The sequence below is a fragment of the Nocardiopsis sp. NRRL B-16309 genome, assembly GCF_001279585.1.
Classification (GTDB): domain Bacteria; phylum Actinomycetota; class Actinomycetes; order Streptosporangiales; family Streptosporangiaceae; genus Nocardiopsis.
This window is the reverse complement of the sequence record NZ_LGEC01000082.1, coordinates 32,264-59,122: the sequence shown is the minus strand read 5'-3', so window position 1 is coordinate 59,122 and position 26,859 is coordinate 32,264. Positions and strand designations below refer to the sequence as shown.

The 26,859-nt window shown below is 74.0% G+C and carries 20 protein-coding genes and 1 pseudogene; 13 read left to right on the top strand and 8 right to left on the bottom strand.

The features are described 5' to 3' along the window. From ADL05_RS31850 to ADL05_RS18380, 5 genes and pseudogenes are all read left to right on the top strand, one after another. Positions 1-1,470 (top strand): annotated as a pseudogene (locus ADL05_RS31850) (hypothetical protein); the annotation flags it as partial. Next, positions 1,415-1,693 carry a YbaB/EbfC family nucleoid-associated protein gene (locus ADL05_RS18395; RefSeq protein ID WP_231640805.1) on the top strand — a complete coding sequence of 93 codons (279 nt, stop codon included), beginning with the start codon at positions 1,415-1,417 and terminating at the stop codon, positions 1,691-1,693. The pseudogene ADL05_RS31850 and the gene ADL05_RS18395, both read left to right, overlap by 56 nt. A gap of 47 nt (positions 1,694-1,740) precedes the next feature. Next, on the top strand, positions 1,741-2,112 hold the full coding sequence (locus tag ADL05_RS18390; protein WP_053618219.1) for a hypothetical protein: 372 nt from the start codon (positions 1,741-1,743) through the stop codon (positions 2,110-2,112). A 49-nt stretch (positions 2,113-2,161) separates the two neighbouring features. Continuing rightward, entirely contained in the window at positions 2,162-3,898 is a 1,737-nt protein-coding gene (locus ADL05_RS18385) for a hypothetical protein (protein ID WP_053618218.1), read from the top strand. A gap of 92 nt (positions 3,899-3,990) precedes the next feature. Next, a complete protein-coding gene (locus ADL05_RS18380; RefSeq protein ID WP_053618217.1) occupies positions 3,991-7,302 on the top strand; it encodes a right-handed parallel beta-helix repeat-containing protein in 3,312 nt (1,103 codons plus the stop codon). Positions 7,303-7,493: 191 nt separating this feature from the next. On the opposite strand, the gene ADL05_RS18375 is transcribed toward ADL05_RS18380, so the two are convergent. Beyond that, positions 7,494-8,423, bottom strand: a complete 930-nt coding sequence (locus ADL05_RS18375) for a LysR family transcriptional regulator (RefSeq protein ID WP_053618225.1) — start codon at positions 8,421-8,423, stop codon at positions 7,494-7,496. A gap of 315 nt (positions 8,424-8,738) precedes the next feature. On the opposite strand from ADL05_RS18375, the gene ADL05_RS18370 reads away from it, so the two are divergent. From ADL05_RS18370 to ADL05_RS18360, 3 genes are all read left to right on the top strand, one after another. After that, complete coding sequence (locus ADL05_RS18370) at positions 8,739-9,281, top strand: GNAT family N-acetyltransferase (RefSeq protein WP_053618216.1); 543 nt, start codon at positions 8,739-8,741, stop codon at positions 9,279-9,281. Between the two features lie 211 nt (positions 9,282-9,492). Continuing rightward, entirely contained in the window at positions 9,493-10,734 is a 1,242-nt protein-coding gene (locus tag ADL05_RS18365) for a hypothetical protein (RefSeq protein WP_053618215.1), read from the top strand. 90 nt (positions 10,735-10,824) lie between these two features. Beyond that, positions 10,825-12,897, top strand: coding sequence for an FUSC family protein (locus tag ADL05_RS18360; protein ID WP_082376540.1), 2,073 nt, complete (start codon positions 10,825-10,827; stop codon positions 12,895-12,897). Between the two features lie 202 nt (positions 12,898-13,099). Here ADL05_RS18360 and ADL05_RS18355 read toward each other — a convergent pair whose 3' ends face one another. Next, positions 13,100-13,753: a cyclase family protein gene (locus ADL05_RS18355; protein ID WP_053618213.1), complete on the bottom strand. Its 654-nt coding sequence runs from the start codon at positions 13,751-13,753 to the stop codon at positions 13,100-13,102. Positions 13,754-13,996: 243 nt separating this feature from the next. On the opposite strand from ADL05_RS18355, the gene ADL05_RS18350 reads away from it, so the two are divergent. From ADL05_RS18350 to ADL05_RS18340, 3 genes are all read left to right on the top strand, one after another. Further along, complete coding sequence (locus ADL05_RS18350) at positions 13,997-14,689, top strand: 1-acyl-sn-glycerol-3-phosphate acyltransferase (RefSeq protein WP_053618212.1); 693 nt, start codon at positions 13,997-13,999, stop codon at positions 14,687-14,689. A 328-nt stretch (positions 14,690-15,017) separates the two neighbouring features. Continuing rightward, positions 15,018-16,364 carry an FAD-dependent oxidoreductase gene (locus ADL05_RS18345; protein ID WP_053618211.1) on the top strand — a complete coding sequence of 449 codons (1,347 nt, stop codon included), beginning with the start codon at positions 15,018-15,020 and terminating at the stop codon, positions 16,362-16,364. A gap of 386 nt (positions 16,365-16,750) precedes the next feature. Next, complete coding sequence (locus ADL05_RS18340) at positions 16,751-19,183, top strand: penicillin-binding transpeptidase domain-containing protein (RefSeq protein WP_053618210.1); 2,433 nt, start codon at positions 16,751-16,753, stop codon at positions 19,181-19,183. A gap of 76 nt (positions 19,184-19,259) precedes the next feature. Here the strand turns inward: ADL05_RS18340 and ADL05_RS18335 are convergent, their stop codons facing one another. From ADL05_RS18335 to ADL05_RS18310, 6 genes are all read right to left on the bottom strand, one after another. Beyond that, complete coding sequence (locus tag ADL05_RS18335) at positions 19,260-19,673, bottom strand: DUF3040 domain-containing protein (RefSeq protein ID WP_053618209.1); 414 nt, start codon at positions 19,671-19,673, stop codon at positions 19,260-19,262. Between the two features lie 188 nt (positions 19,674-19,861). Next, positions 19,862-20,899: a sulfate/molybdate ABC transporter ATP-binding protein gene (locus ADL05_RS18330; RefSeq protein ID WP_369800962.1), complete on the bottom strand. Its 1,038-nt coding sequence runs from the start codon at positions 20,897-20,899 to the stop codon at positions 19,862-19,864. Between the two features lie 140 nt (positions 20,900-21,039). Further along, on the bottom strand, positions 21,040-21,867 hold the full coding sequence (locus ADL05_RS18325; protein WP_053618208.1) for an ABC transporter permease: 828 nt from the start codon (positions 21,865-21,867) through the stop codon (positions 21,040-21,042). After that, positions 21,864-22,670: a molybdate ABC transporter substrate-binding protein gene (gene modA / locus ADL05_RS18320; RefSeq protein ID WP_053618223.1), complete on the bottom strand. Its 807-nt coding sequence runs from the start codon at positions 22,668-22,670 to the stop codon at positions 21,864-21,866. Before modA ends, ADL05_RS18325 begins: the two co-directional genes overlap by 4 nt. After that, complete coding sequence (locus ADL05_RS18315) at positions 22,663-23,064, bottom strand: molybdopterin-binding protein (protein WP_053618207.1); 402 nt, start codon at positions 23,062-23,064, stop codon at positions 22,663-22,665. Before ADL05_RS18315 ends, modA begins: the two co-directional genes overlap by 8 nt. Before the next feature lie 94 nt (positions 23,065-23,158). Continuing rightward, positions 23,159-24,778, bottom strand: a complete 1,620-nt coding sequence (locus ADL05_RS18310) for a glycoside hydrolase family 10 protein (protein WP_053618206.1) — start codon at positions 24,776-24,778, stop codon at positions 23,159-23,161. A 207-nt stretch (positions 24,779-24,985) separates the two neighbouring features. Between ADL05_RS18310 and ADL05_RS18305 the strand changes: the two genes are divergently transcribed. Both ADL05_RS18305 and ADL05_RS18300 read left to right on the top strand, forming a co-directional pair. After that, the gene (locus tag ADL05_RS18305) at positions 24,986-26,269 is read left to right on the top strand and encodes an isochorismate synthase MenF (protein ID WP_053618205.1); all 1,284 of its coding nucleotides are present in this window, start codon (positions 24,986-24,988) and stop codon (positions 26,267-26,269) included. 51 nt (positions 26,270-26,320) lie between these two features. Next, positions 26,321-26,770 carry a GNAT family N-acetyltransferase gene (locus tag ADL05_RS18300; protein WP_053618204.1) on the top strand — a complete coding sequence of 150 codons (450 nt, stop codon included), beginning with the start codon at positions 26,321-26,323 and terminating at the stop codon, positions 26,768-26,770. Positions 26,771-26,859: the final 89 nt, after the last annotated feature.

Below are 26,859 nucleotides of genomic sequence, written 5' to 3'. Positions count from 1 at the left end.
CCCGTCACCGGCGAACCCGTCCCACCCGGCCAGGACGGCACCCGCCTGGAGACCGACCCCGCCACCGGGCTACCCATCAACCCCGAGACCGGGGAACCGTTCCCCGTCGACCCCGACACCGGACTCCCCTACAGCCCCGACACCGGCCTACCGATCAACTACGACCCGGACACCGGCCAAGCCCTGCCCATCGACCCCGTCACCGGCCAAGCCCTCACCCCCGACGGCCCCACCGACCTCCCGGGCTCCACCGGTCTGGACCTCGATCCGGCCACCGGGCTGCCGATCAACCCCGAGACCGGGGAGCCCTTCCCGGTGGACCCCGGCACCGGGCTCCCCTACAGCCCCGACACCGGCCTGCCGATCAACTACGACCCCGAGACCGGCCAGGCCCTGCCCATCGACCCCGTCACCGGCCCCGTCACCGGCGAACCCGTCCCACCCGGCCAGGACGGCACCCGCCTGGAGACCGACCCCGCCACCGGGCTACCCATCAACCCCGAGACCGGGGAACCGATCAACTACGACCCGGACACCGGCCAAGCCCTGCCCATCGACCCCGTCACCGGCCAAGCCCTCACCTCCGAGGGCCCCACCGACCTCCCGGGCACCGGCGACGGCGGCCCGACCGATCCGGGCCTGTCCACCAACGGCCCGACCGGTGACGGCCCCCCGGTCCCGATCAACCCGATCACGGGAGAGCCCTATCCCGTCGACCCGGACCTGGGGCTGACCTACCCGATCGACCCGGACACGGGCGAACCGATCACCGACGGCTTCACCGGCGGGCGGAACACCGACGGGCCCGCCTACGAGATCCCGCCGCTGCAGAGCCCGGACCCCGTCGGCCTCAACTACGGCGGCTCCGGTCCGGACGGCGGACTCAGCACGAACGGCCCGGGAGGCGGGGACACCCGGACGACCGACCGCTCGTCCCTCTTCGACACCCCGGCGGGCGGCCCCCAGACCCAGGCGGGGGCGGGGGCGGGACCCGGCGCGGCCACCGGCATCGGCACGGGCCCCGGCGGGTCCGTGGGCACGGGGCCCGGTACGGGCCCGGCCGCGACCGCCGCGGGGCCCGCGGGCGGGCCCGGCGGCGCCCCTCAGGCCGGCATGCCTCCGATGATGCCGCCCATGATGGGCGGCGGCATGGGCGGCGCGGGCGGCGGCCAGGGGGAACGCGAACGCCAGCGCTCGACGTGGCTGTCCGAGGACGAACGCGTCTGGGGCACGACGGGCGACGACAAGCAGACCGTACTCGGACGGCCCGCACCAGGCGGGCCGAAGAAGGGAGCCGTACGCCATGACTTCGTGGATGCAGGAGGAGACGGAACGGGAGTTGGCACGTCTTCACAGGACGCTGGCCGAGGTCGATCGCGCAAGCGAAAGCCTGGAGTCGGCAACAGAGGAGGCCGTGGCAAAGAACAGGCTGGTGGGAGCGAAGGTGAACGGGAAGGGGGAACTCGTTGAGCTGAAGTTCCACACCCAGAACTACCGCGAGATGGCCCCCGCCGAACTCGCCGACGCGGTCATGGACGTGATCACGCGCGCCCGGGAGAAGATGTCCGACCGCGTCGCCGAACTGTACAAGCCCTTCATGCCGGAGGGCCTGGACGCGGGCGAGGCGATGAACGGCCGGTTCGACACCCGCGGCATGTTCGAGCGCATGGGCGTACCCCTCCCCCCGGAGTAGCCGCGCCCGCCCCCACCCCACCCCTTCGGTCGATAGGAGCCACCACCGTGCCGAACAACGACGACGGCCTGTCCGCCTCCCCGGACGGTGTCGCCCACAGCAGCTTCAACGTCCACGAGGCCGCCGAGTTCACCAGCAGGCTCAAGCGGGACTTCGTGGCGGCGAGGGAGCCCCTGGGCACGCCCTGGGGCGACAAGAACGTCACGGGCGACGACTTCGCCAAGGACTACGACAAGGTCTTCGTCCCCATGGAGCAGAACTTCGCCCTCTACCTGGACGCCCTGGTCCAGGCCACCCAGGACACCGCCGACAACCTCCTGAAGACGGCGAGGAGCCTCAGCGGTACCGAGGACGTGAACGAGGAGACCGCCGCCGTGGTCGACCCGGACGCCCAGGACGGCCGACAGGGGCGCAGATGAGGCCGCCGACCCCCGCCGCGTCCGCGCGGCCAGCCCGAGAGGACCCACGATGAGCGACGCCGCCCAAGGGCGCGACGGCACCGCCGCGCCCGGCCCCGTGTCGGCCGCCGACTTCCAGGCGGCCCTGTCCGGAACGGCCGACGCCGCCGCCTCCGCCGCCCCGCCCGCGGCGCGGCCGGGCACCGGCGCACCGGCCACCGCACCGGACGCCTCCGCGGTGCCCCATGCCCTCCCCGAGCCGCCGTCCCGTCCCGCGCACCGGGCCGACCTGTCCTCGCTGGTCACCGGGGGAACGGTCGCGGAGGCCCCTGCGGCCGAACCCGCGCTGGACCGGCCGGGCAAGCCCGCGTTGGCCGGTGCGGCCATCGCCGGCCTGCTGCTCGTCGTGGCCCCGTTCGCCTTCGTGGCCGGGACACAGGAGCTGGCGCTGCGGTCCGTCCCGATCGCCGCCGGCGGCCTGTCGGGCGGCAGCGCGGCGGAGGGCACGGGCTCCGGCACGGCGGAGACGTCGGCGGAGGGCTCCGCCGTCGAGGGGTCGGGCGGGGGCTCGACCGGATCGGGGACGACCGACGCGGGCGCGGGCTCCACCGCCGGGACCACGGGTGCGGCGGGCGGTGAGGAGACGGGCTACATACCCGAGGCGCTGCCCCGCGAGACCGGCTCCGCCGCGCCACCGGCGCCGGGCGAGGCCGAGGCGGGCACCGGCACCGAGACGTCCGGAGCGCCCGGCGACTCGGTGGACGCGGCCGAGCCCGACCGTTCCGGCGCTCCGGACGAGACCGGGGCGCAGGCGGCGGCCGACCCGGGTTCGGGGACCGATGCCGGTACGGGCGCGGAGACCGACGCGGACGCCGGAGGCGAGACCGAGCCGCGGGCCGACACGGGAGGGGACGCGGGCACGGGTGCCGAGACGGACGCCGACGCCGACAGCGATGCCGATGCCGGGTCGGACGCCGGCACCGGGGCCGACACGGACGCGGACACCGACGCCAACGCGGACACCGGGACGGACGCCGACACCGTTGCGGAGTCCGGGAACGGCGCCGGTACCGGCACGGACGGGCAGGCGGACGAGACCTCCCCGGAGGAGCAGGGCGACCAGCGGGCCGAGGAGGGCGGCGACTCCTCCGGCGAGTCCGCGAGCACCCCCGCCGACCAGGAGGCCGCGGCGTTCGACGGCGCCGGTACGGACCCCGGGGCCGACACCGGCGGGGGCTCCATCCTGGAGGACGCCACGGCCGCCGCGGGCGCGACCGACCGCGCGCCGTTCTCCGCCCTGGCCGGGCCCGGCTGCCTGGCCTCCCCCGAAGCCTCCTACGACCGCGTCAACCGCTGGGACAGCGCCGAGGGGACCGCCAGCTGGGCCACCCGCCGGGGCGGCTACGCCCAGGAGGGGTGCGACGGCGGCTACGAGGCGATCCCGGTCTCGGGCAGTCCGGACCACGGGGACGGCCAGTACGCGTTCTGGACGTTCTCCCCCGGCTACCCGGACGCGCGCTGCGAGATCTACGTCCACGTGCCCGACGACGACAGCCCGCTCTGGGTCGCCGACACCGAGGCCGTCTACCAGATTTTCGCCGGTCCCGGCCCCGAAGGCGACGCGATCGCCGTGTTCGGGGTGGCCCAGGCCCAGGTGCGCGGCGCCTGGGTCCAGGTCACCGGGTTCACCTCGCCGACGGAGGAGTTCACCGTCCAGCTCACCAACGTCGGCGAGGACCCGCTCGCCGACCAGGACCACACCAGTGCGCACGTCGCCGCCTCGGCCGTGCGCACGACCTGTGCCTGACCCGCACCGCACGGGCGGGGCCGCCGCCGCGGCCCCGCCCGCCCCACCAGGCCCCCTGTCCGGGGCCGGTATCCGAGAAGAGGAAGTCACCGATGGACAGGCAACTGCTCACCGTCGCGCCGGAGGGACCGGACGCGCACAGGACGATCACCGACGCGGTCAGGGCCGCCCGGGGCGGTGCGCTCATCAGCATCGCTCCGGGGCGGTACGCGGAGAGCCTCGTCCTGCTCAAGGTGGTCACCCTGGTGGCCCGTGACGGCCGGGGCAGTGTGGAGATCAGCTCGGACACCAAGAGCGCGGTCGTCTCCGGCGCGGAGGCGGTGAAACTGTCCGGCCTCATCCTGCGCGGCAGGGACAAGGACCACCCCGCCGTCGACATCCCCGCCGGCCAGGTGGAGATGGCCGACTGCGAGGTCGACGGCAACGCGTGGACCGCGGTGTCGGTGCGCAACACGGGCGCGCTCGCGATGCGCGGGAGCCGGGTGACGTGCACGGCGGGCGCGGGCGTGGTGGTCACCTCCCCCGAGTCGAGCGTCATCGAGGACTGCGTGGTCGAGGACGTGGGCACCAGCGCGCTGGTCATCGGCGAGCGGGGGCGCCCCACGGTCCGCTCCTGCGTGCTGCGGGGCGCCGGCGGCAACGGGGTCTTCGCCAGCGGCCAGGCGGGCGGTGTGGTCGAGGGCTGCGAGGTCTCCGACACCGGCAAGCCCGCGGTCGCCCTGGAGGAGGACGCGGCCACGAGTGTGCGGGGCACCCGGGTGCACCGCACCGGAGGGGACGGGCTGACCGTCTCCAGCCGGGCCCGCCCGGTGGTCGAGGACTGCGTCATCGAGGACGTGGGCGGGCGGGGGGTGGCCGTGCACAGCGGCGCGGACCCGCAGATGTCCCGTGTCACGGTGGCGCGCTCGGCGGGGGTGGGCATCGACCTGTCCGGGCGCGCGCGGGGCCAGTTCGCCGAGTGCGAGGTCACCGACGCCGGAAGCGACTCGGTGCGGGCCGTGGACCGGGCGGCCACCGCGTTCATCGGGCTGACCGTGCGGGGCGGTAGCGGAGTCCGGCTCGGCGACGGGAGCACGGTCGAGTTCGACCGGGGGCTGTTCACCGGCAGCACGGGGCCCGGAGTGGTGGTCGAGGACTGCGCGCCCTTCCTGCGCGGCGTCGCCGTCACCGACACCCGGGGCCAGGGCGTGGAGTTCCTGGGCGAGGGCCACGGGCGGCTGGAGGACGTGACCCTGGAGCGGACCGGCAAGGCGGCGGTCTCGGTCACCGGAAGCTCGCGCCCGCTGCTGAGCGGGCTGCAGATCAGAGAGAGCCGCGACACCGGTGTCACCGTGGGCGCGGGGGCGCGGGCCGAGCTGCGCGACTGCGACGTCTCGGCGTGCACGGGCGACGGGATCTCGGTACAGAACGGGGGCGCGGTGTCCGTGGTGCGCTCGCGGGTCTACGACGGCCGGCGCAACGGTGTGCTCGTGGCCTCGGGCGCGACCGCGGCGCTGCGCCGCTGCGAGGTGTTCGGCAACCGCGGCGACGGGGTGCTGGTGCACTCCCGCGAGGACGTCCTGTTGGAGGACTGCTCGGTGCGCGACAACACGCGCTCGGGCCTGCGCCAGACCGTGCCGAGCGAACGCGTCCACGCGCAGGAGCTGCTGAGCCACGGCAACGGCGCCCCCGACGCCTTCGGGGAGGACGCGGGGACCGCCCTGCCCTCCCCCGGGCCGGAGGCCGCCGCGGACCCGGAGCCCGAGGAGTCCGGGGGGCCGCTGGCCGAACTCGACGCGCTCGTGGGCCTGGGCAACGTCAAGCACGAGGTCAAGACGCTCATCAAGCGCAACCAGATGGCCAAGCGGCGGGCCGAGATGGGCCTGCCCACGCCGCCGATGAGCCGCCACCTCGTCTTCGGCGGCGCGCCCGGCACCGGCAAGACCACGGTGGCGCGGCTGTACGGGCAGATCCTGGCCGAACTCGACGTGCTGCGGTACGGGCACGTGGTCGAGGTGGCGCGCGCCGACCTGGTGTCGCAGTACGTCGGCGGGACGGCCATCAAGACCACCGAGGTGTTCGAGCGGGCCAAGGGCGGTGTGCTCTTCGTCGACGAGGCCTACACCCTCTCCGGCGGCAAGGAGGGCGGCGGGAGCGGCCCCGACTTCGGCCGGGAGGCCATCGACACGCTGGTCAAGCTGATGGAGGACCACCGCGACGAGGTCGTGGTCATCGTCGCGGGCTACACCGCCGACATGGAGGGCTTCCTGTCCGCCAACCCGGGCCTGGCGTCCCGGTTCAGCAGGACGATCGAGTTCGAGAACTACGCGGTGGACGAGCTGGTGGAGATCGTGCGCCGGATGTGCGAGGCGCACAGCTACCTGATGGACGAGTCGACGACGGAGGTGCTGCGGGCCCACTTCGACCAGGTGCCCAAGGGCCCGGCGTTCGGCAACGGCCGTGAGGCCCGCAGGGTCTTCGAGACGATGATCGACCGGCAGGCCTACCGGTTGGGCGGGGACGCCCCGGACGACCCGGCCGAGATGGCGCGGCTGCTGCCGGTCGACCTCGGGCCGGAGATCGAGGCGGCGGCGGAGCCCTCCACCTCGGCCGACGACGTGGCCGCGCTGCGCGCGGAGCTGGACGCGATGATCGGCCTGAGCGAGGTCAAGGACACGGTGAACGACCTGGCCAACCTGCTGGTGATGTCCGAGCAGCGCCGGAGCATGGGCCTTCCCGTGGCGCCGATGAGCCACCACCTGGTGTTCGCCGGTCCCCCCGGTACCGGCAAGACGACGGTGGCGCGGCTGTACGGGCGCCTCCTGCACACCCTGGGCGTCCTGCCCGGCGGCCAGGTCGTGGAGACGGCGCGCTCCGACCTCGTGGGGCGCTACGTCGGCCACACCGCCCAGATGACGACTGAGGTGTTCGAGCGGGCCAGGGGCGGTGTGCTGTTCGTGGACGAGGCCTACGCGCTGGCGCCCCGGGGCGCCAGCGGGTCGGACTTCGGCCAGGAGGCGATCGACACGCTGGTCAAGCTGATGGAGGACCACCGGGACGAGGTCGTGGTCATCGTCGCGGGCTACACGCGGGAGATGCAGCGCTTCCTGGACTCCAACCCGGGTCTGGCCTCGCGGTTCAACCACCGGGTGGAGTTCCCCGACTACTCCGACGCCGAGCTGGTCACGATCGTGGAGCGGATGGCGGCCGGTTCGGGCTACACGTGCGGGCAGGACACCGCCGCCGCGCTCGCCGACCACTTCGCCGGGGTGGCGCGCGACGCGAACTTCGGCAACGCCCGCTACGCGCGCCAGGTGCTGGAGCGGATGATCACCCGCCAGGCCGGCCGCCTGGTGGGGGTGGGCGCGGGGGCGACCCGCGAGGACTTCACCGCGCTGCGGCCCGAGGACGTCCCGCCGCTGTGAGCGGCCCGGGCGGACCGGAGCACGGCCCCTGGCGGTCGGCGCCCGCGCGTCGGCGGGGTGCGCCCCCGCGAGCGCGGGGCCCGCGACGCCGACCCGGGGTCGTTCCACGCCGACGCGGAGTGCGCCCCCGGGCGCGGTGCCCCGGCGCGGGGCGGTCCTCGGCGTCCGGCTGCGGGTGAGCGGGCCCTGGCTCAGCCCGCGATGGCGAAGGGCCCGACCGAGGGGACGGGCACCTTGCTCGCGGCCTCGCGCACGGCGGCGAGCAGCGGTTCGGGGCTGGCTCCGGCCCGGCACAGGGACACGATGTGGCGGCGCGCGGTCTCGCGGACCCCGCGCACCACGATCTGCGGCGTGTTCAGTCCGGTCCAGGCCAGCCGGGGCATGAGCGCCACGCCCAGTCCCGCCTGCACGAGCGCGAAGACGGCACTGAAGTCGTCCACGGTGTGGACCACGCGCGGCTGGAAGCCGGCCTGGTTGCACGCGGCGGTCACACAGGAGTGCCAGGCCGTACCGGGGGCGGACATGATCCAGTCCTGGTCGGCCAGGTCCGCGGCCAGGTCGAGCGAGGTGTGCGCGGCCAGCGGGTGCTGGTAGGGCAGGATCGCGTCGAACAGCTCGACCATCACCGGGTCGGTGCGGAAGTCCGGGTCGCCGTGGGCGGGCAGGTCGGCGGTCGACATGGTCAGGGCGACGTCCAGGCGGCCCGAGCGCACCATCTCGGTGCTCTCCTCGGGGTCGGCCTGCACGACCTCGAAGGACCATCCCGGGTGGCTGGAGCGCAGGCGCGCCAGGGCGGGGGCGATCAGGTCGCTGATGCCGGTGGAGAAGGAGCCGACGCGGATGACGCCGCGGTCGCCGTCGACGTACGCGGCGAGGTCGGCGGTGGCGCGCTCCATCTCCGCGAAGATCACGTGCGCCCGCTGGAGCAGCACCCGGGCGGCCCCGGTGAGCAGGAAGCGGCGGCCCTTGCGCTCCACGAGGGGAACCCCGGCCTCCTTGGCCAGGACGGAGAGCTGCTGGGAGACCGCCGAGGGTGTGACGTTGAGCGCCTCGGCCGTGGCCGCCACCGTGTGGTGGTGGTCGAGTGCCTGCAGGAGCTGCAACCGCCGAACGTCGATCATGGTCATCAACGTATGACAGAACGCGCAGGTTTCTTTGGCGTTTCGACCGGTTCGTCCGAGTTGGTCACGTGATTCCATGCACATCGTCCAACCGAACCCGACAGGACCTCAGCCCTCGACCGGCAACGGAAAGAATCCACATAATTCTTCGATACGGATCTCGGGCATCTCTTTCCTCGTGTCGTACACGTTCTGGGCCGAACCGGAAAGTACAGTCGGAATCACAGCTCAACCACAGGTCCGAGCTCATCGGACTCCTGGGGGAGATGACCCCATGCTGGCTGAACGGGTGAGAAGAAAATGCAAACTTCGCTGATGACCAAACCGCGACCGTCTGACGTCGGCGTTCTTGGCTTTCGCTACCTGGGCGCGCACGAGGTAGACGAGCTGGCCGACCTCTGGGGCGCCCTGCACGAGCAGCACACCGTGACCGCCCCGCACCTCGCGGACATCATCAGCGCCGTCAGTCTGGACGAGTCCTGGCGGCGCCGCCGGGCCCAGTACAAGGCCTGGCTGGCCGACCCCGACACCATGGCCGTCCTCGCCGAGAAGGAGGGCGACCTCGCCGGGTACGCGATGGTGACCGTCCGCGAGAACGCCCACGGCAGCTGGGACCGCGGCGACCGCGTCGCCGTCGTGCAGACCTTCGCGATCGACCCCGAGTACACCGGCACCGGTGTGGGCTCCAAGCTCCTGGAGGAGGTCCGGCGCCAGATCGCCTCGATGGGCATCCGCGACATCGAGTTCTCCGCGCTGGCCACCAGCTCCGAGGACATCCGCTTCCTCGAGCAGGAGGGCTTCCGGCCCTTCGTGACCACCATGGTCTGCCGCGTGGACGGATTCGGCGCGCAGGACTGACCCCGCGCCCACGGACGCGCCCAGCGCCCCCGCACCGGTCGGTGCGGGGGCGCTCGCGTGTGCGGCCGGGAACCCGGCCACGCGGAGGCGGAGAACCGGCCCCGGGCGGCCGGGACCGAACGGGCCGGGGCCAGGCCGCGCCCCGCGCGCGCCCCGGCCCGCGACACGCGGCCTCGCACGCCCCAGCGGGGCGAACCGCTACGCTCGCCCCGTGGCCACCTCCGACTCCAGCACCTGTACCTTCCCCGGCTGCGACCGGCCGGTCCCGCGCGGCACCTCCCCCGGGCGCCCGCCCCAGTACTGCGACCTGCCCGAGCACACGCGCTGGCGCGCCTGGAAGGAGCGCCAACGCCAGGCCCAGGAGGCCGAACGGCTCGAAGGGGAGTCGCGGGCGGCCCAGGAGGACACCGACGCCGCCGCGTCGGGCACGGCGCCCGCGGCCGAACCCGTCACGGCCGCGCGCCTGCGCGCCGACGACCTGCTCACCCGGTTCGCGGTGCAGAGCGAACAGCTCAGCGCCACGCTGCGCTCGGCCACCGAGGCCTTCACCACCATGACCGACCCCGCCGCCGCCGAGGCGCAGGTCGAGGCCGCCCGGCTGGCGGGGGCGCGGCGCGCCGCCGAGGCCGACGCCGCCCGGCTGGAGGCGGAGAACCGGCGCCGGGAGGCCGAGGCCGCCCGCCGCGCCGCCGAGAGCGCCGCCGCCTCCGCCGTCGCCGCCACGCAGGCGGCCGAGCGGATGGCCGAGGAGGCCGTCGAGCGCCGCGACGCCGCCGAGGCCGAACGCGACCGCCGGGCGGCCGAGGCCGAGCGGGCCGGGGCCGAGCGCGACGCCGCCGTCGCCGAGGCCAACGCCGGGCTGGCCGCCGCGGACCGGCGGATCGCCGAGACCGAGGAGCGGGCGCGCGCGGACCGCGAACACGAACGGGCCGAGGCCGCGCGGCGGCTCCAGCAGGCGCGGGCCGAGGCCGAGCACCTGCGCGCGGAGACCGAGGAGCTGCGGGCCCTGGCCGAGCGCCTGCGCGCGGAGGCCGCCGCGCACGCCCGTGCCCGCGACGAGGCCGCCCTGTCCGCCGAGCGGGAGGCGGCCCGGGCCGACCGCGCCGAGGCCCGCGCGGGCGAGGCACTGGACACACTCGCCGCCGAGCGGGAGCGCTCCGCCGCCGAGGCCGAACGTGCCCGGCGGCACCTGGAGTCCGACCGGGAGGCCGCCGCGGCCGAGCGCGAGCGCCTCACGGCCGAACTCGCCCGCTCGGTCGCCGACCGCGAGCGCCTGACCAGCGAACTCGAAGCCCAGCGCCGCCACGCCGAGGCCACTTTGGCCGAGGTGCGCGAGGCCGCCGCGGCGCGTCTGGCCGTGGCCGAGCAGGCGCGGATCCGGGCCGAGGAACGGGCCGGGCATGCCGGGTCCGACCGCGACGCCGCCCCCTCCGAGGCCGCTGAGACGACGTAGTAGCGGCCCTGTGGTCCCCTACCTCCCTGTTCGTGCCGGTCTAGGATGGTGAGCGTGCGAGATCTGGGAACCACTGGTGAGACCGGCCCGATGAGGATGGGCGGTTCCGCCGACGAAGGACCCGAGCGCGTACAGGTGGCGCAGCGCCCCCAGCCCCGGGTCGATCTCAAGGCGGTCTTCGGGTTGGAGTCCGGCCAGTGGGCCTGGACCACGGCCGTCCAGGCGAGCATCGCCATGGCGCTGTCGTTCGGACTGGCGGCCTGGCTGTTCACGCCGCAGCTGGGCACGCTGGCCGCACTGGGCTCCATGACGGTGCTCTACGAGAAGAAGACGCCCTACGCCTACCGCTCCGCCGCCCTGGCCCTGGTGGGGCTCGGGTTCGTGGCGAGCGTGGCCTTCGGTTCGCTGGCCTCCTCGCTGTCGGCATGGGCCTCGGTCGTCTCGATCGGCCTCACCGCGGGCGTGGCCACCTGGGTGTGCGCGGCCTGGCGCGTGGACAAGCCCGGCCCGCTGTTCTTCGTCCTGGTGGGCGCCATCTCCACCATCGCCCCCGGCGGATGGACCGACGTCCCGCTGCACGCCGCTCTGGCCGCGCTGGGCGCGGCCGTGGGCTGGGCCGTGTCGATGTCCGGGGCGCCCGTGCGGGCACGCCACCCCGAGTACCGGGCCGTGTCGGGGGCCTTCAAGCAGCTGGCCGCCCTGCTGCGGGCGGTGGGCCGCCCGGAGCTGGACCACGCCCAGCACCAGGCGTCGGTGGCGGTCGCCGAGGCCTGGCGCATCGTCCTGCTGGCCCAGACCCGCGGCTACCGCTCCACGCCCGAGGCCGCCCGGCTTCGCGCGCTGCTGCGCTGGGTGTCCGACATCCACCTGGCCACGACCCAGGTGTGCCTGGCCCGGACCACGCCCCTGCCCGAGGCCGCCGCCGACTTCGCCGACCGGATGGCCCGGGCGGTGCCCGTCCCCGACCGCACGCCCGACCCCGACGAACTCGACGAGCTGCGGCGGGGCCTGCGTCCGCGGTCGCTGGAGTCGCGCCTGTACGGGCTCCTGGCCCGCGCCGCCCAGGCGGCCCGCCGCACGGGCGGGGACGCCGACGACGAGCGGACGGACACCCTGCACGACAGCCGGTATCCCGCCCTGTGGGACGCGCTGCGCTTCAGCCTGAGCCCGGAGTCGCTCGTACGGCCGACCGCGCTGCGGATGTGGATCACCGTAACGGCCGCGGGGGCGTTCGGGCTGTGGCTGGGCCTGGACCACTACTACTGGGTGGCGATCACCGCCACCGCCGTGCTCCAGGGCGGGACCGTGGTGCTGGCCATGAACCGTTCGGTCCAGCGCTCCCTGGGCACCCTGATCGGCGTGGTGATCGGCGCCTACCTGCTCACGCTGGGCCTCCCCGTGAGCGGTGTGGTGCTCCTGGCGGGGCTGTTCATGGGGCTCACCCAGCTCGTGGTGGGCCGCAACTTCTTCTACGCGTCCATCCTCATCACCCCGATGGCGCTGCTGCTGTCCTACACGGCCGCGCCGCAGGAGCTGCAGGAGCTGGCCGGGGCGCGCATCATCGACACCCTGGTGGGGTCGGTCTTCGGCCTGGCCGGCGCCCTGCTGCTGTGGCGCAGGGCCTCGGCCACGCGGCTGCCGCAGGCGATCGTCGCGGTGCTGGAGACCGCGCGCGAGTGCATGGTGGCCGTGCTGGACCAGGAGGTGAGCATCGGCCCCGAGCGCCGCTACCGGCTGCGCCGGGACATGCGGGCGGCCCTGGTGAACCTGCGCGGGGTGTACGAGAGCGCGCTCGGGGACGTGCCCCGGAGCTCGTCCACCCAGCCCCTGTGGCCGGTCGTGGTGGCCACCCAGCGCACGGGCTACCTGGCGCTGTCGGCCCTGGCGCTGGACAGGCCCGCGGAGGTCGGCACGATCACCCTGCAGCGGGTGGACCTGGCCCTGCGGGAGCTGATCGCCTCGATGGAGGAGCGTCGCACACCGCGGCTGGGCGCACTGCCGAGGCTGACCGCCTACCCGCGGATCAACATGGAACTGCACGCCCTGTCCAACGCGATGACCAGTGCGGTCGCCCAGGACGAGCGCTCGGCGCGGCTGGAGGCCGAGCGCCGGGCCCAGCGCGAGCGGCGCCGGGCCCAGGGCGACGTCGACGCCGACCTGTGAGCGCCCCGGCCCCGGCCGCCGCCGGGACCGGAGCGCGGACCCGCGGCGCCCTGGTCGCCCGCAGCGCCCTGGTCGCCCGCAGCGCCCTCGTGGCCCGCGGTGACCTGCGGTGCCTCCGTGGCTTGCGGTGCCATGGTGGCCCGCGATGCCCCGTTGACCGCCGGTACCCCGGTGGCCTCGGGTGCCCTCGTGGCCCGCGGGATCAGTCCACGACGGCGAAGGCCCGCACGGGGAAGGCCGCCATGCCGCGGATCTTGGCCGGAACCGCGAAGAACCGGAAGCCGTCCCTGGGCAACCGGTCGAGCAGGCACAGGTGCGAGACGACCGGAACGCCCGCCGCCAGGAGCACCGCCAGGGCGGGCCGCGCCCCCTCGGCCGACGGCGAGGTGTCGTCCACCCCCACGCCGTCGATGCCCACGAGCACCGCGCCGCCCTCGACGAGCGTCTTGGCCGCGAGCTCGGTCAGGTGCGGGTGGTCGTCGCTCCCGTAGGCCTCGGTGCGCCAGTTGCGGTCCCACCCCGTGCGGATGAGGACGGCGCGTCCGCGCAGGTCCAGGCCCGCGAAGGCCTCGGGGCCGATCTGCCGGGAGGAGGTGGCCTCGACCACGGTCCCCGGCAGGTCGGCGACGCGCTCCAGGTCCAGGTCGGCCGGGTCCGCGCCGTCGCGGTAGCGGTGCGCGGGCATGTCCACGTAGGTGCCGGTGGCGCCGACCATCTCGACCCGGCCGCTGCTCACACCGAGGCCCGGCGCGGAACCGGGCACGGTCGAGCCCTCCTCGATCGCCGGTTCGGGGATGCCCGGGTACGTGATCATCCCATCGCTGACTTGGTGACTGACGTCGACGAGTTTGCCCATGGCTGCCGTTCTTCCTCGCTTCGGAGCGCGTGATGAGGACCTCTGACCCGCGCCAAAGGTCTAGACCAGAAGACTATCGCGTGTGGCCCACGTCACGGCAGTGTTCCGGCGAAGGAGATCGGGCCGACCTCGGCCCGGCCACCCGCTCCGCGGCCCCGATAAGCTCGGTGCCGACGGACCGCGGATGAGCCCCGGGAGTCCGCGTCACCCACGGACCCACCCGAGAAGAAGGGGCGAAGCATCGTGACACTGTACGGAGCAGCCAAGGTCGTGGTCGCGCCGGCGAGCCGACTGGTCTGGCCCCAGCGGGTCGAGGGCGCGCACCACGTCCCCCGCCGGGGGCCGGTCATCCTGGCCGCCAACCACCTGGCGCTGATCGACCCGCTCTTCATCGGTGTCGCCTGCCCCCGACAGGTCCGCTTCATCGCCAAGCAGGAGCTGTTCGACGAGGCGACGCTGCCCAAGCGGGCCCTGACCGCCCTACTGCGCTCCTTCGGCCAGCTGGCGGTGGACCGCCGCCCCGGCCAGAGCGCGCAGGAGGCGATGGACAACAGCCTCGCGGTCCTCGACAGCGGCGAGGTCTTCGGGATCTTCCCGGAGGGGACGCGCTCCCCCGACGGGCGGCTGTACCGGGGCCAGACCGGGCTGGCGTGGCTGGCGCTGACCTCGGGCGCTCCGGTCGTGCCGGTGGCGCTGGCCGGGGCCGAGCGGATCCTGCCCTCCGGGCGCCGGATCCCCTCCCTCAACCGCGTGGGCGTGCGCTTCGGCGAACCCGTGGACCTGTCACCGTGGAAGGGCCTGGCGCACAAGGCGCGCCCGCGCCGCGAGGCGACCGACGCGGTGATGTCGGCGATCGCCAAGCTCTCCGGCCAGGAGCAGGTCCCCCGCTTCGCCGCCTCGGTCAAGGCCGAGCTGGAGCAGCGCCGGGACGCGTGACGGATCGTGCGCCCGGTCGGCGCCCGCACGGTGACGGTGACTTTCCCCACAGTCAACTCGGGCCTGAATCGCCCATGACAGAGCGTTGACCCCTGCGTGAGGGTCCGCGCGGGGCCTTCCCGGACAGCCGAAAGCACGGCGCCACCTGGGAATCCGCCGCGGACGCCGGTCGCGGCCCGGATGCGTCCCCCTGGGGTCGGCTCCAGGATTGCCTACCATTATAGTAGGTTTTCCCGGTGGCAGCACCGGATAGATTAGGCAAGCCTTACCAATGGCGTCCGACCCTGGCGCGAAGACTTGGAGCTGTGCGATGACGCGACCACTGCGAGTGGGAATCGTGGGTGCGGGCCCCGCGGGAATCTACGCCGCGGACCTGCTCACCAAGGACGAGACCCTGTCCGCGTGCGGCACGTCCGTCAGCATCGACATCCTCGACAAGCTGCCCGCCCCCTACGGACTGGTCCGCTACGGCGTGGCCCCGGACCACCCGCGGATCAAGCAGATCCAGGGGGCCCTCCACAAGATCCTGGACAAGCCGGAGATCACCTTCTACGGCAACGTCGAGTACGGCGTGGACCTCAAGCTGGAGGACCTGCGCCACCACTACGACGCCGTCATCTTCGCCACCGGCAGCGACCGTGACCGGCCGCTGGACATCCCCGGCGTCGACCTGCCCGGCAGCCACGGCGCCGCCGACTTCGTGTTCTGGTACGACTCCCACCCCGACGTCTCCCCGTCCTGGCACGTCGACGGCACCAGCGTCGCCGTCATCGGCGCGGGCAACGTCGCCGTCGACGTCGCCCGCATCCTGGCCAAGGACGCCGACGACCTGCTGAGCACCGACATCACCGACAACGTGTACGAGGGCCTGCGCGCCAAGCAGATCACCGACGTCCACGTGTTCGCCCGGCGCGGCATCGCCCAGTGCAAGGCCACCCCGATGGAGCTGCGCGAGCTGGACAAGCAGCCCGGCGTGGAGGTCATCGTCTATCCCGAGGACTTCGAGATGGACGAGGGCAGCCTCCAGGCGTGCGAGGAGTCCAACCAGGTCAAGACCAACGTCAAGGTCCTGCAGAACTGGGCCATCCGCGACCCGCGCGGCGCCGAGCGCCGACTGCACCTGCACTTCCTGCACGGGCCCGTGGAGATCCTGGGCGAGGACCGGGTCACCGGGCTGCGCACCGAGCGCATGGAGCTCCAGGGCGACGGGTCCGTCCGCGGCACCGGCGAGTACGTCGACCACGAGGTCCAGGCCGTCTACCGCGCCATCGGCTACCTGGGCTCGCCCCTGGCCGACCTGCCCTTCGACGAGGACCGCGGGATCGTCCCCAACTCCGAGGGCCGGGTCCTGGACCTGGACGAGGAGCCCGTCGACGGCGTCTACGCCACCGGCTGGATCAAGCGCGGCCCCGTGGGCCTCATCGGCCACACCAAGGGCGACGCCCTGGAGACCATCACCAACCTGGTGGCCGACCGCGAGTCCTTCACCCCCGCGGCCGAGCCCGACCCGGTCGCCTTCCGGTCCCTGCTCGCCGAGCGCGGCGTGGGCTACACGACCTGGGAGGGCTGGCAGCGGATCGAGGCCAAGGAGGAGGAGCTCGGCGCCGAGCGCGGCCGCAAGCGCCTCAAGCTGCGCACCCGCGAGGAGCAGACCAGCATCGCTCGCCAGGACTAGCGTCCGGCGCGCGTGCTTCCCGGCCGGTCCCGCGCCCCTCTGCGGGACCGGCCTTCCCGTGTTCCCTGACCGGTGCTCGAATCCACCGTGAGATTGCGCATGCGACTTACTCCCCGGCACAGGAACAACGGCCCGGCCCGATGAGTTAGAGTCACTGTTGGTCGGTGTGGTAGCAAGTGTCCCCCGGGCCTCAACTATTGCCTTCGCGGAATACCGCGTCCGGCGACCACCTTCCGGGGTGGTCGACCGTACGGCCAGGAGCCCCGTTGTGCCCCGCGCCGAGAGGCGACCGCCACGCCGGCCCTCGACCACGATGCCCCACTCCCACCGCGGTGGGAGTGGGGCATTCTGGTCTCTCCATGGATCTCTACGAAGGACGGTCAGGCGTGGACGAACGGTCCCCCCGGCAGCCGGATTCCTCCGGGCCGATCCCCGGTTCGGGTGAGCCCCCGAGACCCGGCACGCGCCCGGAGAACCCCTATCGCATTCCCCAGCGTCCCGAGAGCGCCCGCCCCACCGGCGCCGAGGGCCCTGGCTACGCGCACCCGCGCCCCACGGACTCCGCCCCGTCCGCCCCCCAACAGCAGCCGTCGTGGACCCCGCACCCCGACGGCTCCACCGACCACACCGGCGGCCCCGGTGAGTACGGAACGCCCGCCCAGCCCCACGCGTCGGGCGGACACGCCCCCGCGACGCCTGACCAGCCCCACGCCCCTGGTGGCTACGGCGGCCCCGCCGACCACGGAGCCCCCGGACAGCACCCCGCGCCCCCGCGGTACGGCGCACCCATCGCCGACGACGCGTGGGAGGTCCCCGTGCCCTCCGCGAGCGGACCCGACGGCGCCCTGCCCCCGCACGAGTCCTGGAGCGCGCCCTCACGCGAGGAGGGCCCCGAAGCCGAGTCGTGGGACGACCCCTACCCCGGCCAAACCGCCCACCAGGGCGAGACCCCCTATCCCGGCGGCGCTCCCCAACCCTTCAGCCGACCCGTGCCCGACAGCGGGCCGCGGGAGTACGAGCACGCCGCGGCCGGTGCGCCCGGCGAGCGCCCCGACGGCTTCGAGTACCTCTACAGCGGGCCCGGCGACACCGGTGGCCCAGGAGGCCCCGGTGGCCCCGGTGGCCCCGGTGGCCAGAACCTCCCGCCCCGCCCGCCGGCCCGCAGGTCCCGGCGCGGGCTGGTCATCGGCGCCGTCGCGGGCGCGGTCGTCCTGGCGCTCATCGGCGGCGGGGTCTCCTGGTACGTCCTGACCATGCCCGAGCCCGGTGACGCCACGGCCGCCTACGCCGCCGCGTGGAACGACCAGGACTACGAGCGCATGGCCGCCGTCACCACCGGCGACGACCCCGCCGCGGTCCTGGGCGGCATCGACACCGGTCTGGGCGTGGAGGGCGTGGCCGTCACCGTCGGGGAGCCGACCGCCGAGGGCGACACCGGTTCCGCCCCCTACGAGGTGACGGTCTCCCTGGCCAACGCCGACGACTGGGGCTGGGAGGGCGAGCTTCCCCTGGTCCGCCAGGACGGCGAGTGGCTGGTGGAGTTCTCCCCCGAGGCGGCCTACCCCGGCCTGGGCGAGGGCCAGGTGCTGGCCCGCACCACCGTGTGGGGCGAACGCGGACAGATCCTGGCCGCCGACGGCACCCGCCTGGACGATCCGAACGTCTCCGGGTCCCTGCAGATGATCGTCGGTTCCCTGGGCGAGGCGACCGAGGAGGACGTCGAGCGGCTCGGCCCGGCGTACAACGTGGGCGACACCGTCGGCGCCACCGGGCTCCAGCGCACCTACGAGGAACAGCTCGCCGGCGAGGCGGCCACGACCATCGTGGTGGTCGACGCCGAGCAGGCAGAGGACCCCGACTCGGTGGAGGTCACCGAGGAGAACACGGTCACGACCCTGGACGGCTCCGACGGCGAGGACGTCGTCACGAGCATCGACATGGGCGTCCAGAACGCCGCGGCCAACGCCGTCATCGACTCCAGCGACGACGTGGGCATGGTGGCCGTGCGCCCGTCCACCGGCGAGATCCTCGCGCTGGCCAACGTGCCCGGCGGCTTCAACCGGGCCTTCGAGGGCCAGTACCCGCCGGGGTCGGCGTTCAAGATCATCAGCTACAGCTCGCTGCTGGACAACGGCATGACGGCGGACACCACGATGAACTGCCCCAAGGAGTACGACCTGGGCGGCTGGAACTTCGTCAACGCGGGCGACGGCGAGTACGGCGCGCAGACGGTGACCGAGGCGTTCGCGACCTCCTGCAACACCGCACTGGTCGACCAGGTCGGGCAGCGGCTGTCCTCCGACACCCTGCAGGCCAGCGCCGAGCAGTTCGGGATGAACGCACCGATGGACATCGGCGTTCCCGCCCTCGAACCGACCTTCCCCGCCGTGGACAGCGACACCATGCTGGGCGCGCAGAGCATCGGTCAGGGCCAGGTCCTGAGCTCGCCGCTGCACATGGCCACGGTGCCCGCCGCGATCGCCGACGGCTCGTGGCGCCACCCCGTGCTGGTGACCGAGCCCGCGAGCGAAGGGCTGCCCGAGCCGAGGCCCATCGCCAACGCGGAGGCCATCCGGCCGATGATGCGGTCGGTGGTCACCGACGGCACCGCCAAGGACGCCGGATTCCAGGGCGAGGTGTACGGCAAGACGGGCAGCGCCGAGTTCGGCACGCCCGAGGGCGAGGACGACGAGCTGCCCACCCACGCCTGGATGGTCGGCTACAAGGGCGACGTCGCCTTCGCGATCGTGGTCGAGGGCGGTGGCGGCGGCGGTTCGGTCGCCGGCCCGCTGGCCGCCGCGTTCACCAACGCGCTCTGATCCCCCGCGGTCGGCGGCGCGCACCACGGGTGGCGCCGTCGACCGCCACGGCTCCCCGTCCCCCGGTGGAGGGCGGCTATCCGCCGTCTGCCGGGGCGCTGTCCGCGGGATCGGCCCCGCCCGGTGCGACGCCGCCGGGCGCGGTGCCGACCGCGTCGCTCGCGGGCGGATCGCCGGTGGCGGGATCCGCTCCGGCCGGGTCCTCCTGGGCCGGGTCCGTGGTCTGCGACGTGCCCACGGGACTCGGCGTCGTGGAGGGCTGCGGCGCGCTGGGCGTGAGGACGAACAGCATGACCAGCAGCCCCGCCGTGACCGCGGCGATCAGCGCGCACGCCACCCAGGGCTTCCAGCTGTTCAGGCTGGGGTCGACGGGAGCGTCAGGATCGTCCGAACCGAAGGCCTCCAGGCGTCCGGCAAGGACCGGTTCCTCCTCGGAGAGCTGCCGCTCGATCTCCGCGAGGATCCTCCGCTCATGCTCTCTCAGGGACATGGCACCCTCCTCAGCCGCCGGGGGAAGCACTGTCATCACCGGGTGTTGTACAGTCTCCCCCGGCCGGGGCTCAGATATCCAGGAGTCGGTCGGATTTCGGTCGCGGATTCGACCGGTCGGGACCTCCGTCCCAGGGACGTTTCAGCATGTAGGAGGCATGTGTCACCTGCCGGAAGGACCTTGGTCCCTCATCGCGGATAGCACTCGACCTCGGAGGCCTTGACCCCCGCCCAGACCGTGTCGCCGTGGGCCAGGCCCAGATCGGCCAGGGCCGCGGGAGTGATGTCGGCGACCAGGGCGGGCGGCCCCGCCAGGTGGACGCGGACCTGGTCGCCGAAGCGCTCGATGCCGTCCACCGTGGAGCGCCACACGTTGCGCGTGCTTCCGTGCGGGTGCTCCGGGTACAGGGCCACCGCGCGCGGCGGGAAGGCAACCAGCGCCGGGCCCTCGTTGGGCTCACGCACCGCCACCCGGGTCGGTCCGCCGTCGCCGTCGCGGGCGTCCAGGACGACGGCCTCCCCGTCGCCCCGGCCGCGGAAGAGGTTCAGGCCCACCAGCCGGGCCACGTAGGCGGTGCGCGGCCGCCGGGCCACCTCCGCGGGCACGCCCTCCTGCACGACCCGGCCCGACTCGATCACCGCGACGCGGTCGGCGAGCACCATGGCCTCCAGCGGGTCGTGGGTGACCAGCACGGTCACTCCGTCGAACCCCTCCAGCAGGCGGCGCAGCCGGGACCGGACGTCGATGCGCGTACTGGCGTCGAGCGCGGCCATCGGCTCGTCCAGCAGCAGCATCCTGGGCCGCACCGCCAGGGCCCGGGCCAGGGCGACGCGCTGCGCCTGGCCGCCGGAGAGGTGCCGGGGCCGGGTGCGGGCGTGCTCGGCCAGGCCCATGTGGTCCAGCAGTTCGGCGGCTCGGGCGCGCGCCTCCGCCTTGGCCGCCCCCTGGCAGCGCGGGCCGAAGGCGACGTTGTCCAGGGCGCTCATGTGCTCGAAGAGCAGGTAGTCCTGGAAGACCATGCCGATCGGGCGGTGCTCGACGGCGGTGGTGGTCTCGTCGCGGGAATCGAGCCGCACGTGTCCGCCGGTGAGGGGCACGAGCCCGGCCAGGACGCGCAGCGCGGAGGACTTGCCCGCGCCGTTGGGGCCCAGGAGCGCCAGGACCTCCCCCGGCGCCGCCGTCAGGGAGACGTCGAGGGCGAACCCGCCCAGGCGCGCGCGCAGCACGGCGTCGAGCCCTGACGCCGCCCCGCCGGGTCCCGGACCCTCGCCGGGGTCGGAGCCATGGCCGATGCCGGAGCCAGGGCCTCGATCGGATCCCGGACCGGTACCGGGATCGGGCCGGGAACTCCCGCGGGCGTCCCTGCTCATCGGGCGTGCACCCACCTCTCGCGCAACGTGCCCAGCACGGCCAGGGACACCAGGAGCAGCACCAGGCTCAGCACGATGGCGGCCTCCGGGTCGCGCTGCATGGCGATGTACACCGCCAGCGGCATGGTCTGGGTGGTGCCGGGGAAGTTCCCGGCGAAGGTGATGGTCGCGCCGAACTCGCCCAGGGCCCGCGCCCAGCACAGGGCGGCCCCGGCCGCGATTCCGGGCAGGACCATCGGCAGGGTGACCCGGGCGAAGACCGTGGCGCGGCTCGCGCCCAGGGTCGCGGCGGCCTCCTCGTAGCGTCGGTCGGCTCCGCGCAGGGCACCCTCGACGCTGATGACCAGGAAGGGCATGGCGACGAACACCTGGGCGATCACGACCGCGGCCGGTGTGAAGGGGAGCGTCAGCCCGAACCAGGCGTCCAGGTACCGCCCGACCAGCCCGTTGCGGCCCAGCACCAGCAGCAGCGCCACGCCTCCCACCACGGGCGGGATCACCAGCGGCACGGTCACCAGCGCCCGCACGAAGCGGCGTCCGGGAAAGCGGGTGCGCGCCAGCAGCCAGGCCAGGGGAACGCCGAACAGCAGGGAGACGGCGGTGGCGACGCTGGCGGTGGACAGCGACAGCCAGAGCGCGGACAGCACGGCGGGGTCGCTGACGCGCGCTCCCATGGTGGACCAGGGGGCACGGACCAGCAGCCCGGCGAAGGGCAGGACCAGGAAGAGCACGCCGACCACCGCGGGAACGACGAGGATCCAGGGCGTGCGCCCGGCCCGCACGCGCGTGCGGCGGCCGGCGCGGCGGTCCGCGGGCGCGCTCACGGGGTACCGAACCCCGCGTCGGACAGAACATCGGTGCCGTCCACGACCGCGTCGACCCAGGTCGCGGCCAGTCCGGTGTCGTCCGAACCCGCCAGCACGCCGATCGGGTACTCGTTGACGGCCTCCTCGGCCCCGGGGAACTCCAGGCCCTCGACCCGGCCCCGGGCGGCGTCGACGTCGGTGGCGTAGACCAGGCCCGCGTCGACCTCGCCCAGTTCGACCTTGGTCAGGACCGCGCGCACGTCCTCCTCCAGGGTGACCGGGGTGACCTCCACGCCCGAGGCGTCCATGGCGGTCCGGGTCGCGGCCCCGCACGGCACCTGCTCGGCGCACACGGCGACCTGGACGCCGTCCGCGGCCAGGTCGGCGAAGGTCTCGATCCCGGCGGGGTTGTCCGGGGGCACGGCGATGCGCAGGGTGTTGGTGGCGAAGACCAGGCCGTGCGTACCGTGCTCGGCCGCCCAGTCGGCGTCCAGCCCCTCCCCCTCCACGACCTGTTCCATGGTGGCGGTGTCGGCGGCGGCGAACACGTCGGCGGGCGCGCCGGAGGCGATCTGCTGGGCCAGTTCGCCGCTGCCCGCGAAGTTGAGGGTGACCCGGGTCCCGGGGTGCCGTTCCTCGAAGTCCGCGGCGATGTCGGTGAAGACGTCGGTGAGGGAGGCGGCGGCCAGGACGGTGAGTTCTCCGTCGGCCTCGCCGCCGGATCCGGTGCCCCCGCAGGCGGTCAGCGCGAGTACGGCCACGGCCAGCACGGCGACGGGACCGCGGGTGCGGAGTGCGGGCCGGGAGCCGGTCTCACGCATGGCGGTCACCGCCGGTCTCCACGATCACGTTGGTGGACTTCACCACCGCCGTGGCGATACTGCCGACCTCCAGCCCGAGGTCGTCGGCGGCCTCGCGGCTGAGCAGGGAGACGACCCGGTGCGGCCCGGCCTGGATCTCCACACTGGCCATGACCTGGTCGCGGACCAGGCTGGTGACCAGGCCCCGGAAGCGGTTGCGGGCCGAGGAGACCAGGCGGCCCGGGTCGGCGTCGGCCCCGGCGCGCATGAACGCCGCCAGCTCCGCCCCGTCCAGGTGGCGGCGGCCCGCGCCGTCACGGGTGGCGGGCAGGCGGCCGGAGTCGACCCAGCGCCGCACGGTGTCGGAGCTGACGCCGAGCAGGTCGGCCGCCTCGCTGATCTGATAGGTCGGCATGCGCCGAATCTACCAGCCGCATGTGCTGCCGCACACTGGAGGTTCCGCTGGCATGTGCGAGGTTTTCCTGGCGGATCACCCAGATGTGCGACGGTCAGCCGCGCGGGTCGGCGACCTCGCTGATCGGCCCTTCGGCGCGGTAGGCGTCCAGGGCGGTGACCACGTACCCGGCGCCGTCCGCCACCGGGGCCGTGTCGGTCAGGGCGCTCTCCCCCGTCACCCCGACCAGGTTCTCGGGCGCGACCGCGGCGCAGTGGGCCTCCTCCGACTCGGGGTCGAGCCCGTCCAGCCCGCCCTCGGGCAGGCGGTAGACGGCGTAGAAGCGGGCGTCGTCGCGCTCCTGCCAGGTGATCTCGACCCGGTCGCCGTCCTCCCGCGCGGCCACGCCCTCGACGGCGCCGGTGAGCAGGCCCTCGTCGGAGTCGGCGGGGGCGGGCAGCGCGGGCCGGGTGTAGTGGGCCCCGCGCAGGTCGTCTACGGCCGCGGCGTTCTCGCGCAGGCTCTTGATGGAGAAGTAGATGTCCCCGCCGACCTGCTCCATACCTCCGGAGTAGTCGAGCTGGCGGCTCAGCGCGTCCGATCCGGTCCAGCCGTCGTCGCCCAGGCGGTAGGCGGCCTGGCCGACGTAGAGGTCCACCCCGGTGCCGTCGACCTCGCGGGCCCACCAGTCGGCCAGGGCCTCGTAGTCGGCGGTGTCGAATCCGCGCTCCCAGTACAGCTGCGGGGCGACGTAGTCGACGGTGCCCTCCTGGATCCAGGTGCGGGTGTCGGCGTACTGGGCGTCGTAGGACTCCAGGCCCGAGGTCGGCGAGCCGCTGCCGTCGGTGGAGTCGTTGCGCCAGATGCCGAACGGGGAGACGCCGAAGCTCACCCAGGGCTTGGACTGCTCGATCTGGAAGTGCACGTCGCGCATCAGCTGGTCGACGTTGTCGCGGCGCCAGTCGGCCCGGGAGTCGAAGTCGCCGCCGTGCTCCTCCCAGCTGGCGTCGTCGTCGAACTCCTCGCCGTCCTTGGGATAGGGGTAGAAGAAGTCGTCGAAGTGCACGCCGTCGACGTCGTAGCGGTCGACGACGTCCATGATGACGGCCGTCACCCACGCGCGGACCTCGGGGTTGCCGGGGTCGAGGTAGCCCTCGTCCGCGTAGTCGACCAGCCAGTGGGGGTTCTCCCGGACCGGGTGGTCCTCGGAGAGGTTCTCGATGTCGGGGTCCTGGAAGCCGACGCGGTAGGGGTTGAACCAGGCGTGCAGTTCCAGCCCCCGCCGGTGGGCCTCCTCGACCGCGTACTCCAGCGGGTCGTAGCCGGGGTCGCCGCCCTGCTCACCGGTGAGGTAGCGCGCCCAGGGCTCCAGGTCGGACTCGTAGACGGCGTCGGCGGTGGGCCGCGTGTGCAGGAACACGGCGTTGAGCCCCATGTCGACGGCGTCGTCGAGGTAGGCGTCCAGTTCGTCGCGCTGCTCGCGGCCCGACAGTCCGGGCTCGGAGGGCCAGTCGATGTTGCGGACGGTGGTGAGCCAGGCGCCGCGCATCCGCTGCTTGTCGCCGTCGGTCCCGCACTGGACGGGCGCGGTGCCCACCGCCTGGTCCGCGGTGTCGTCACCGCCACCGCCGCCGGCCAGGCTGCAGCCGGAGGCCAGGACGGCGGTCGCGGCGGCGATGGCCGTCCACCGCGCCATCGTGGTGGACGGGGTCACCACGCGTGCGACTGATCGCATCAAGACTGCTTCCTCCAGGGCCGGGACACGGCGCGCCGTCGGCGGCGCACCGCGAACCAGAGTAAGGCAAGATGTCAAGTTTTGGACACGATTCCGGCAAACTATGGATATCATCGCGCTGAGTCGTTTTGAGGACGTCCGTGCCTGGATGCACGTTTCCATGGCCCGGGGGCGCCGCGGTCGAGCGACGTTCTAGACTCCGTAGTCGTGAACGCCGACCTCAGCCCGCCCGCACTGTACGTCCGCACCGTCGCGCTGCGCTCCGACACCGACAGCCTGGTCCGCCACCTGCCCGCCGGGGCGCCCCTGGCCTGGCTGACCGGCGATGACGGCCTCGTGGCCTGGGGCCGGGCGGCACGGCTGGACCTTCCGGGCCGAGCGAACGCCGAGGACCCCACCGACACCTCCCGCTTCACCGACGCGGCGCGCTGGACCGAGGCGCTGACCGCCAAGGCCGTGGTCGAGGACGAGGTCGGCCTGCCGGGGACGGGCCTGGTCACCTTCGGCACCTTCACCTTCACCCCCTCCTCCGACGGCTCCGCGCTCGTGGTGCCCCGGGTCCTCGTCGGGCGGCGCGACGGCCGCGCGTGGCTGACCACCGTGACCGACGCGCCCGGCACCCACCCGCCGGAGCTGATGCACCCCACCCCGCGACCGCGCCCGATCGGCCCGCTGACCTGGACCGAGGGTTCGCTGGGCCGCGAGGAGTGGAAGTCGGTCGTGGCCGACACCGTCGACCGCATCCGCGGCGGCGACATGGACAAGGCGGTCCTGGCCCGCGACGCCGTCGCCGAGGCCGACACCGCCATCGACGTGCGCACACTGCTGGAGCGCCTGCGCCGACGCTTTCCCAGCTGCTTCACGTTCTCCGTGGACGGCATGGTCGGCGCCACCCCCGAACTGCTGCTGCGCCTGGAGGGTGACCGTTTCACCTCACTGGTCCTGGCCGGAACCCGCCCGCGCGGGGACGACCCCGACGCCGACCGCGGACTGGCCGAGGAGCTGATGTCCTCGGCCAAGGACGTGGAGGAGCACGGACTGGCGGTCGACTCGCTGCGCACGGCACTGGCGCCGCTGAGCGAGGAACTGTCCGTCCCCGCCTGGCCCCACCTGCTGCAACTGGCCAACGTCCAGCACCTGGCCACCCGCGCCCACGCGCGCCTGTCCGCCGGGGTGACGGCACTGGACGCGGTGGCGGCCCTGCACCCCACGGCGGCCGTGGGCGGGACTCCCACGGCGGCGGCGATGCGGCTGATCGCCGAGGTGGAGGGAATGGACCGGGTCGGCTACGCCGGTCCCGTGGGCTGGCTCGACGGCGCGGGCAACGCCGAGTGGGGCATCGCGCTGCGCTCGGCGCGCGTGGAGGGCGCGCGGGCCCGCCTCTTCGCCGGGTGCGGCATCGTGGCCGGGTCCGTTCCGGAGTCGGAGGCGGCCGAGACCGAGTCCAAGTTCCGGGTGATGCGCGAGGCGCTCACGGACCCGGCCGACTGACCGCGCGGTTCCCGCCACAGGGCGGAAATCCCGCACCGGTAGTCTCACGCCATGCGTATCGACCACGTCCGCTGGGACGACCCCGACGCCGAGTCCCTGCGCGCCCTGCAGCGCGCGGAGATCGCCGGGCGCTACGGCACACCCGACTCCGAGCCCGGCACCGCGCCCTCGGCCGGGGACATCGCGTTGTTCGTCGTGGCCCGCGACGCCGACGGCGCCGCGCTGGGCTGCGGCGGCCTGCGCCGTCTGGACGAGGACTGCGGCGAGGTCAAGCGCATGTACGTGCGGCCCGAGCGGCGCGGGTCGGGTGCCGCGTCCCTGATCCTGGCGGAGCTGGAGGACTGGGCGCGCGGGCAGGGCTGGAAGGCGCTGCGCCTGGAGACGGGCGACCGCCAGCCCGACGCCGTGCGGTTCTACACCCGGTCCGGCTACACACCGATCCCGCCCTTCGGCGCCTACGCCGACGAGCCCTCGTCACTGTGCTTCGAACGCGTCCTGTGACCCGCGCGTCGACCCACGGGCGCGCCTCGGCTCGGACGCGAGAGGCGTGAGCCCGCAGACGCGCGTCAGGGCTCTCCGACAGGGTCGGG

What these genes read in the sequence shown, in the direction of transcription:
- modA (WP_053618223.1), bottom strand. Translation starts at nt 22,670, where the DNA reads ATGCGTGAGACCGGCTCCCGGCCCGCACTCCGCACCCGCGGTCCCGTC.
- ADL05_RS18360 (WP_082376540.1), top strand. Translation starts at nt 10,825, where the DNA reads ATGAGGATGGGCGGTTCCGCCGACGAAGGACCCGAGCGCGTACAGGTG.
- ADL05_RS18335 (WP_053618209.1), bottom strand. Translation starts at nt 19,673, where the DNA reads ATGTCCCTGAGAGAGCATGAGCGGAGGATCCTCGCGGAGATCGAGCGG.
- ADL05_RS18385 (WP_053618218.1), top strand. Translation starts at nt 2,162, where the DNA reads ATGAGCGACGCCGCCCAAGGGCGCGACGGCACCGCCGCGCCCGGCCCC.
- ADL05_RS18315 (WP_053618207.1), bottom strand. Translation starts at nt 23,064, where the DNA reads ATGCCGACCTATCAGATCAGCGAGGCGGCCGACCTGCTCGGCGTCAGC.
- ADL05_RS18380 (WP_053618217.1), top strand. Translation starts at nt 3,991, where the DNA reads ATGGACAGGCAACTGCTCACCGTCGCGCCGGAGGGACCGGACGCGCAC.
- ADL05_RS18370 (WP_053618216.1), top strand. Translation starts at nt 8,739, where the DNA reads ATGACCAAACCGCGACCGTCTGACGTCGGCGTTCTTGGCTTTCGCTAC.
- ADL05_RS18375 (WP_053618225.1), bottom strand. Translation starts at nt 8,423, where the DNA reads ATGATCGACGTTCGGCGGTTGCAGCTCCTGCAGGCACTCGACCACCAC.
- ADL05_RS18355 (WP_053618213.1), bottom strand. Translation starts at nt 13,753, where the DNA reads ATGGGCAAACTCGTCGACGTCAGTCACCAAGTCAGCGATGGGATGATC.
- ADL05_RS18300 (WP_053618204.1), top strand. Translation starts at nt 26,321, where the DNA reads ATGCGTATCGACCACGTCCGCTGGGACGACCCCGACGCCGAGTCCCTG.
- ADL05_RS18310 (WP_053618206.1), bottom strand. Translation starts at nt 24,778, where the DNA reads ATGCGATCAGTCGCACGCGTGGTGACCCCGTCCACCACGATGGCGCGG.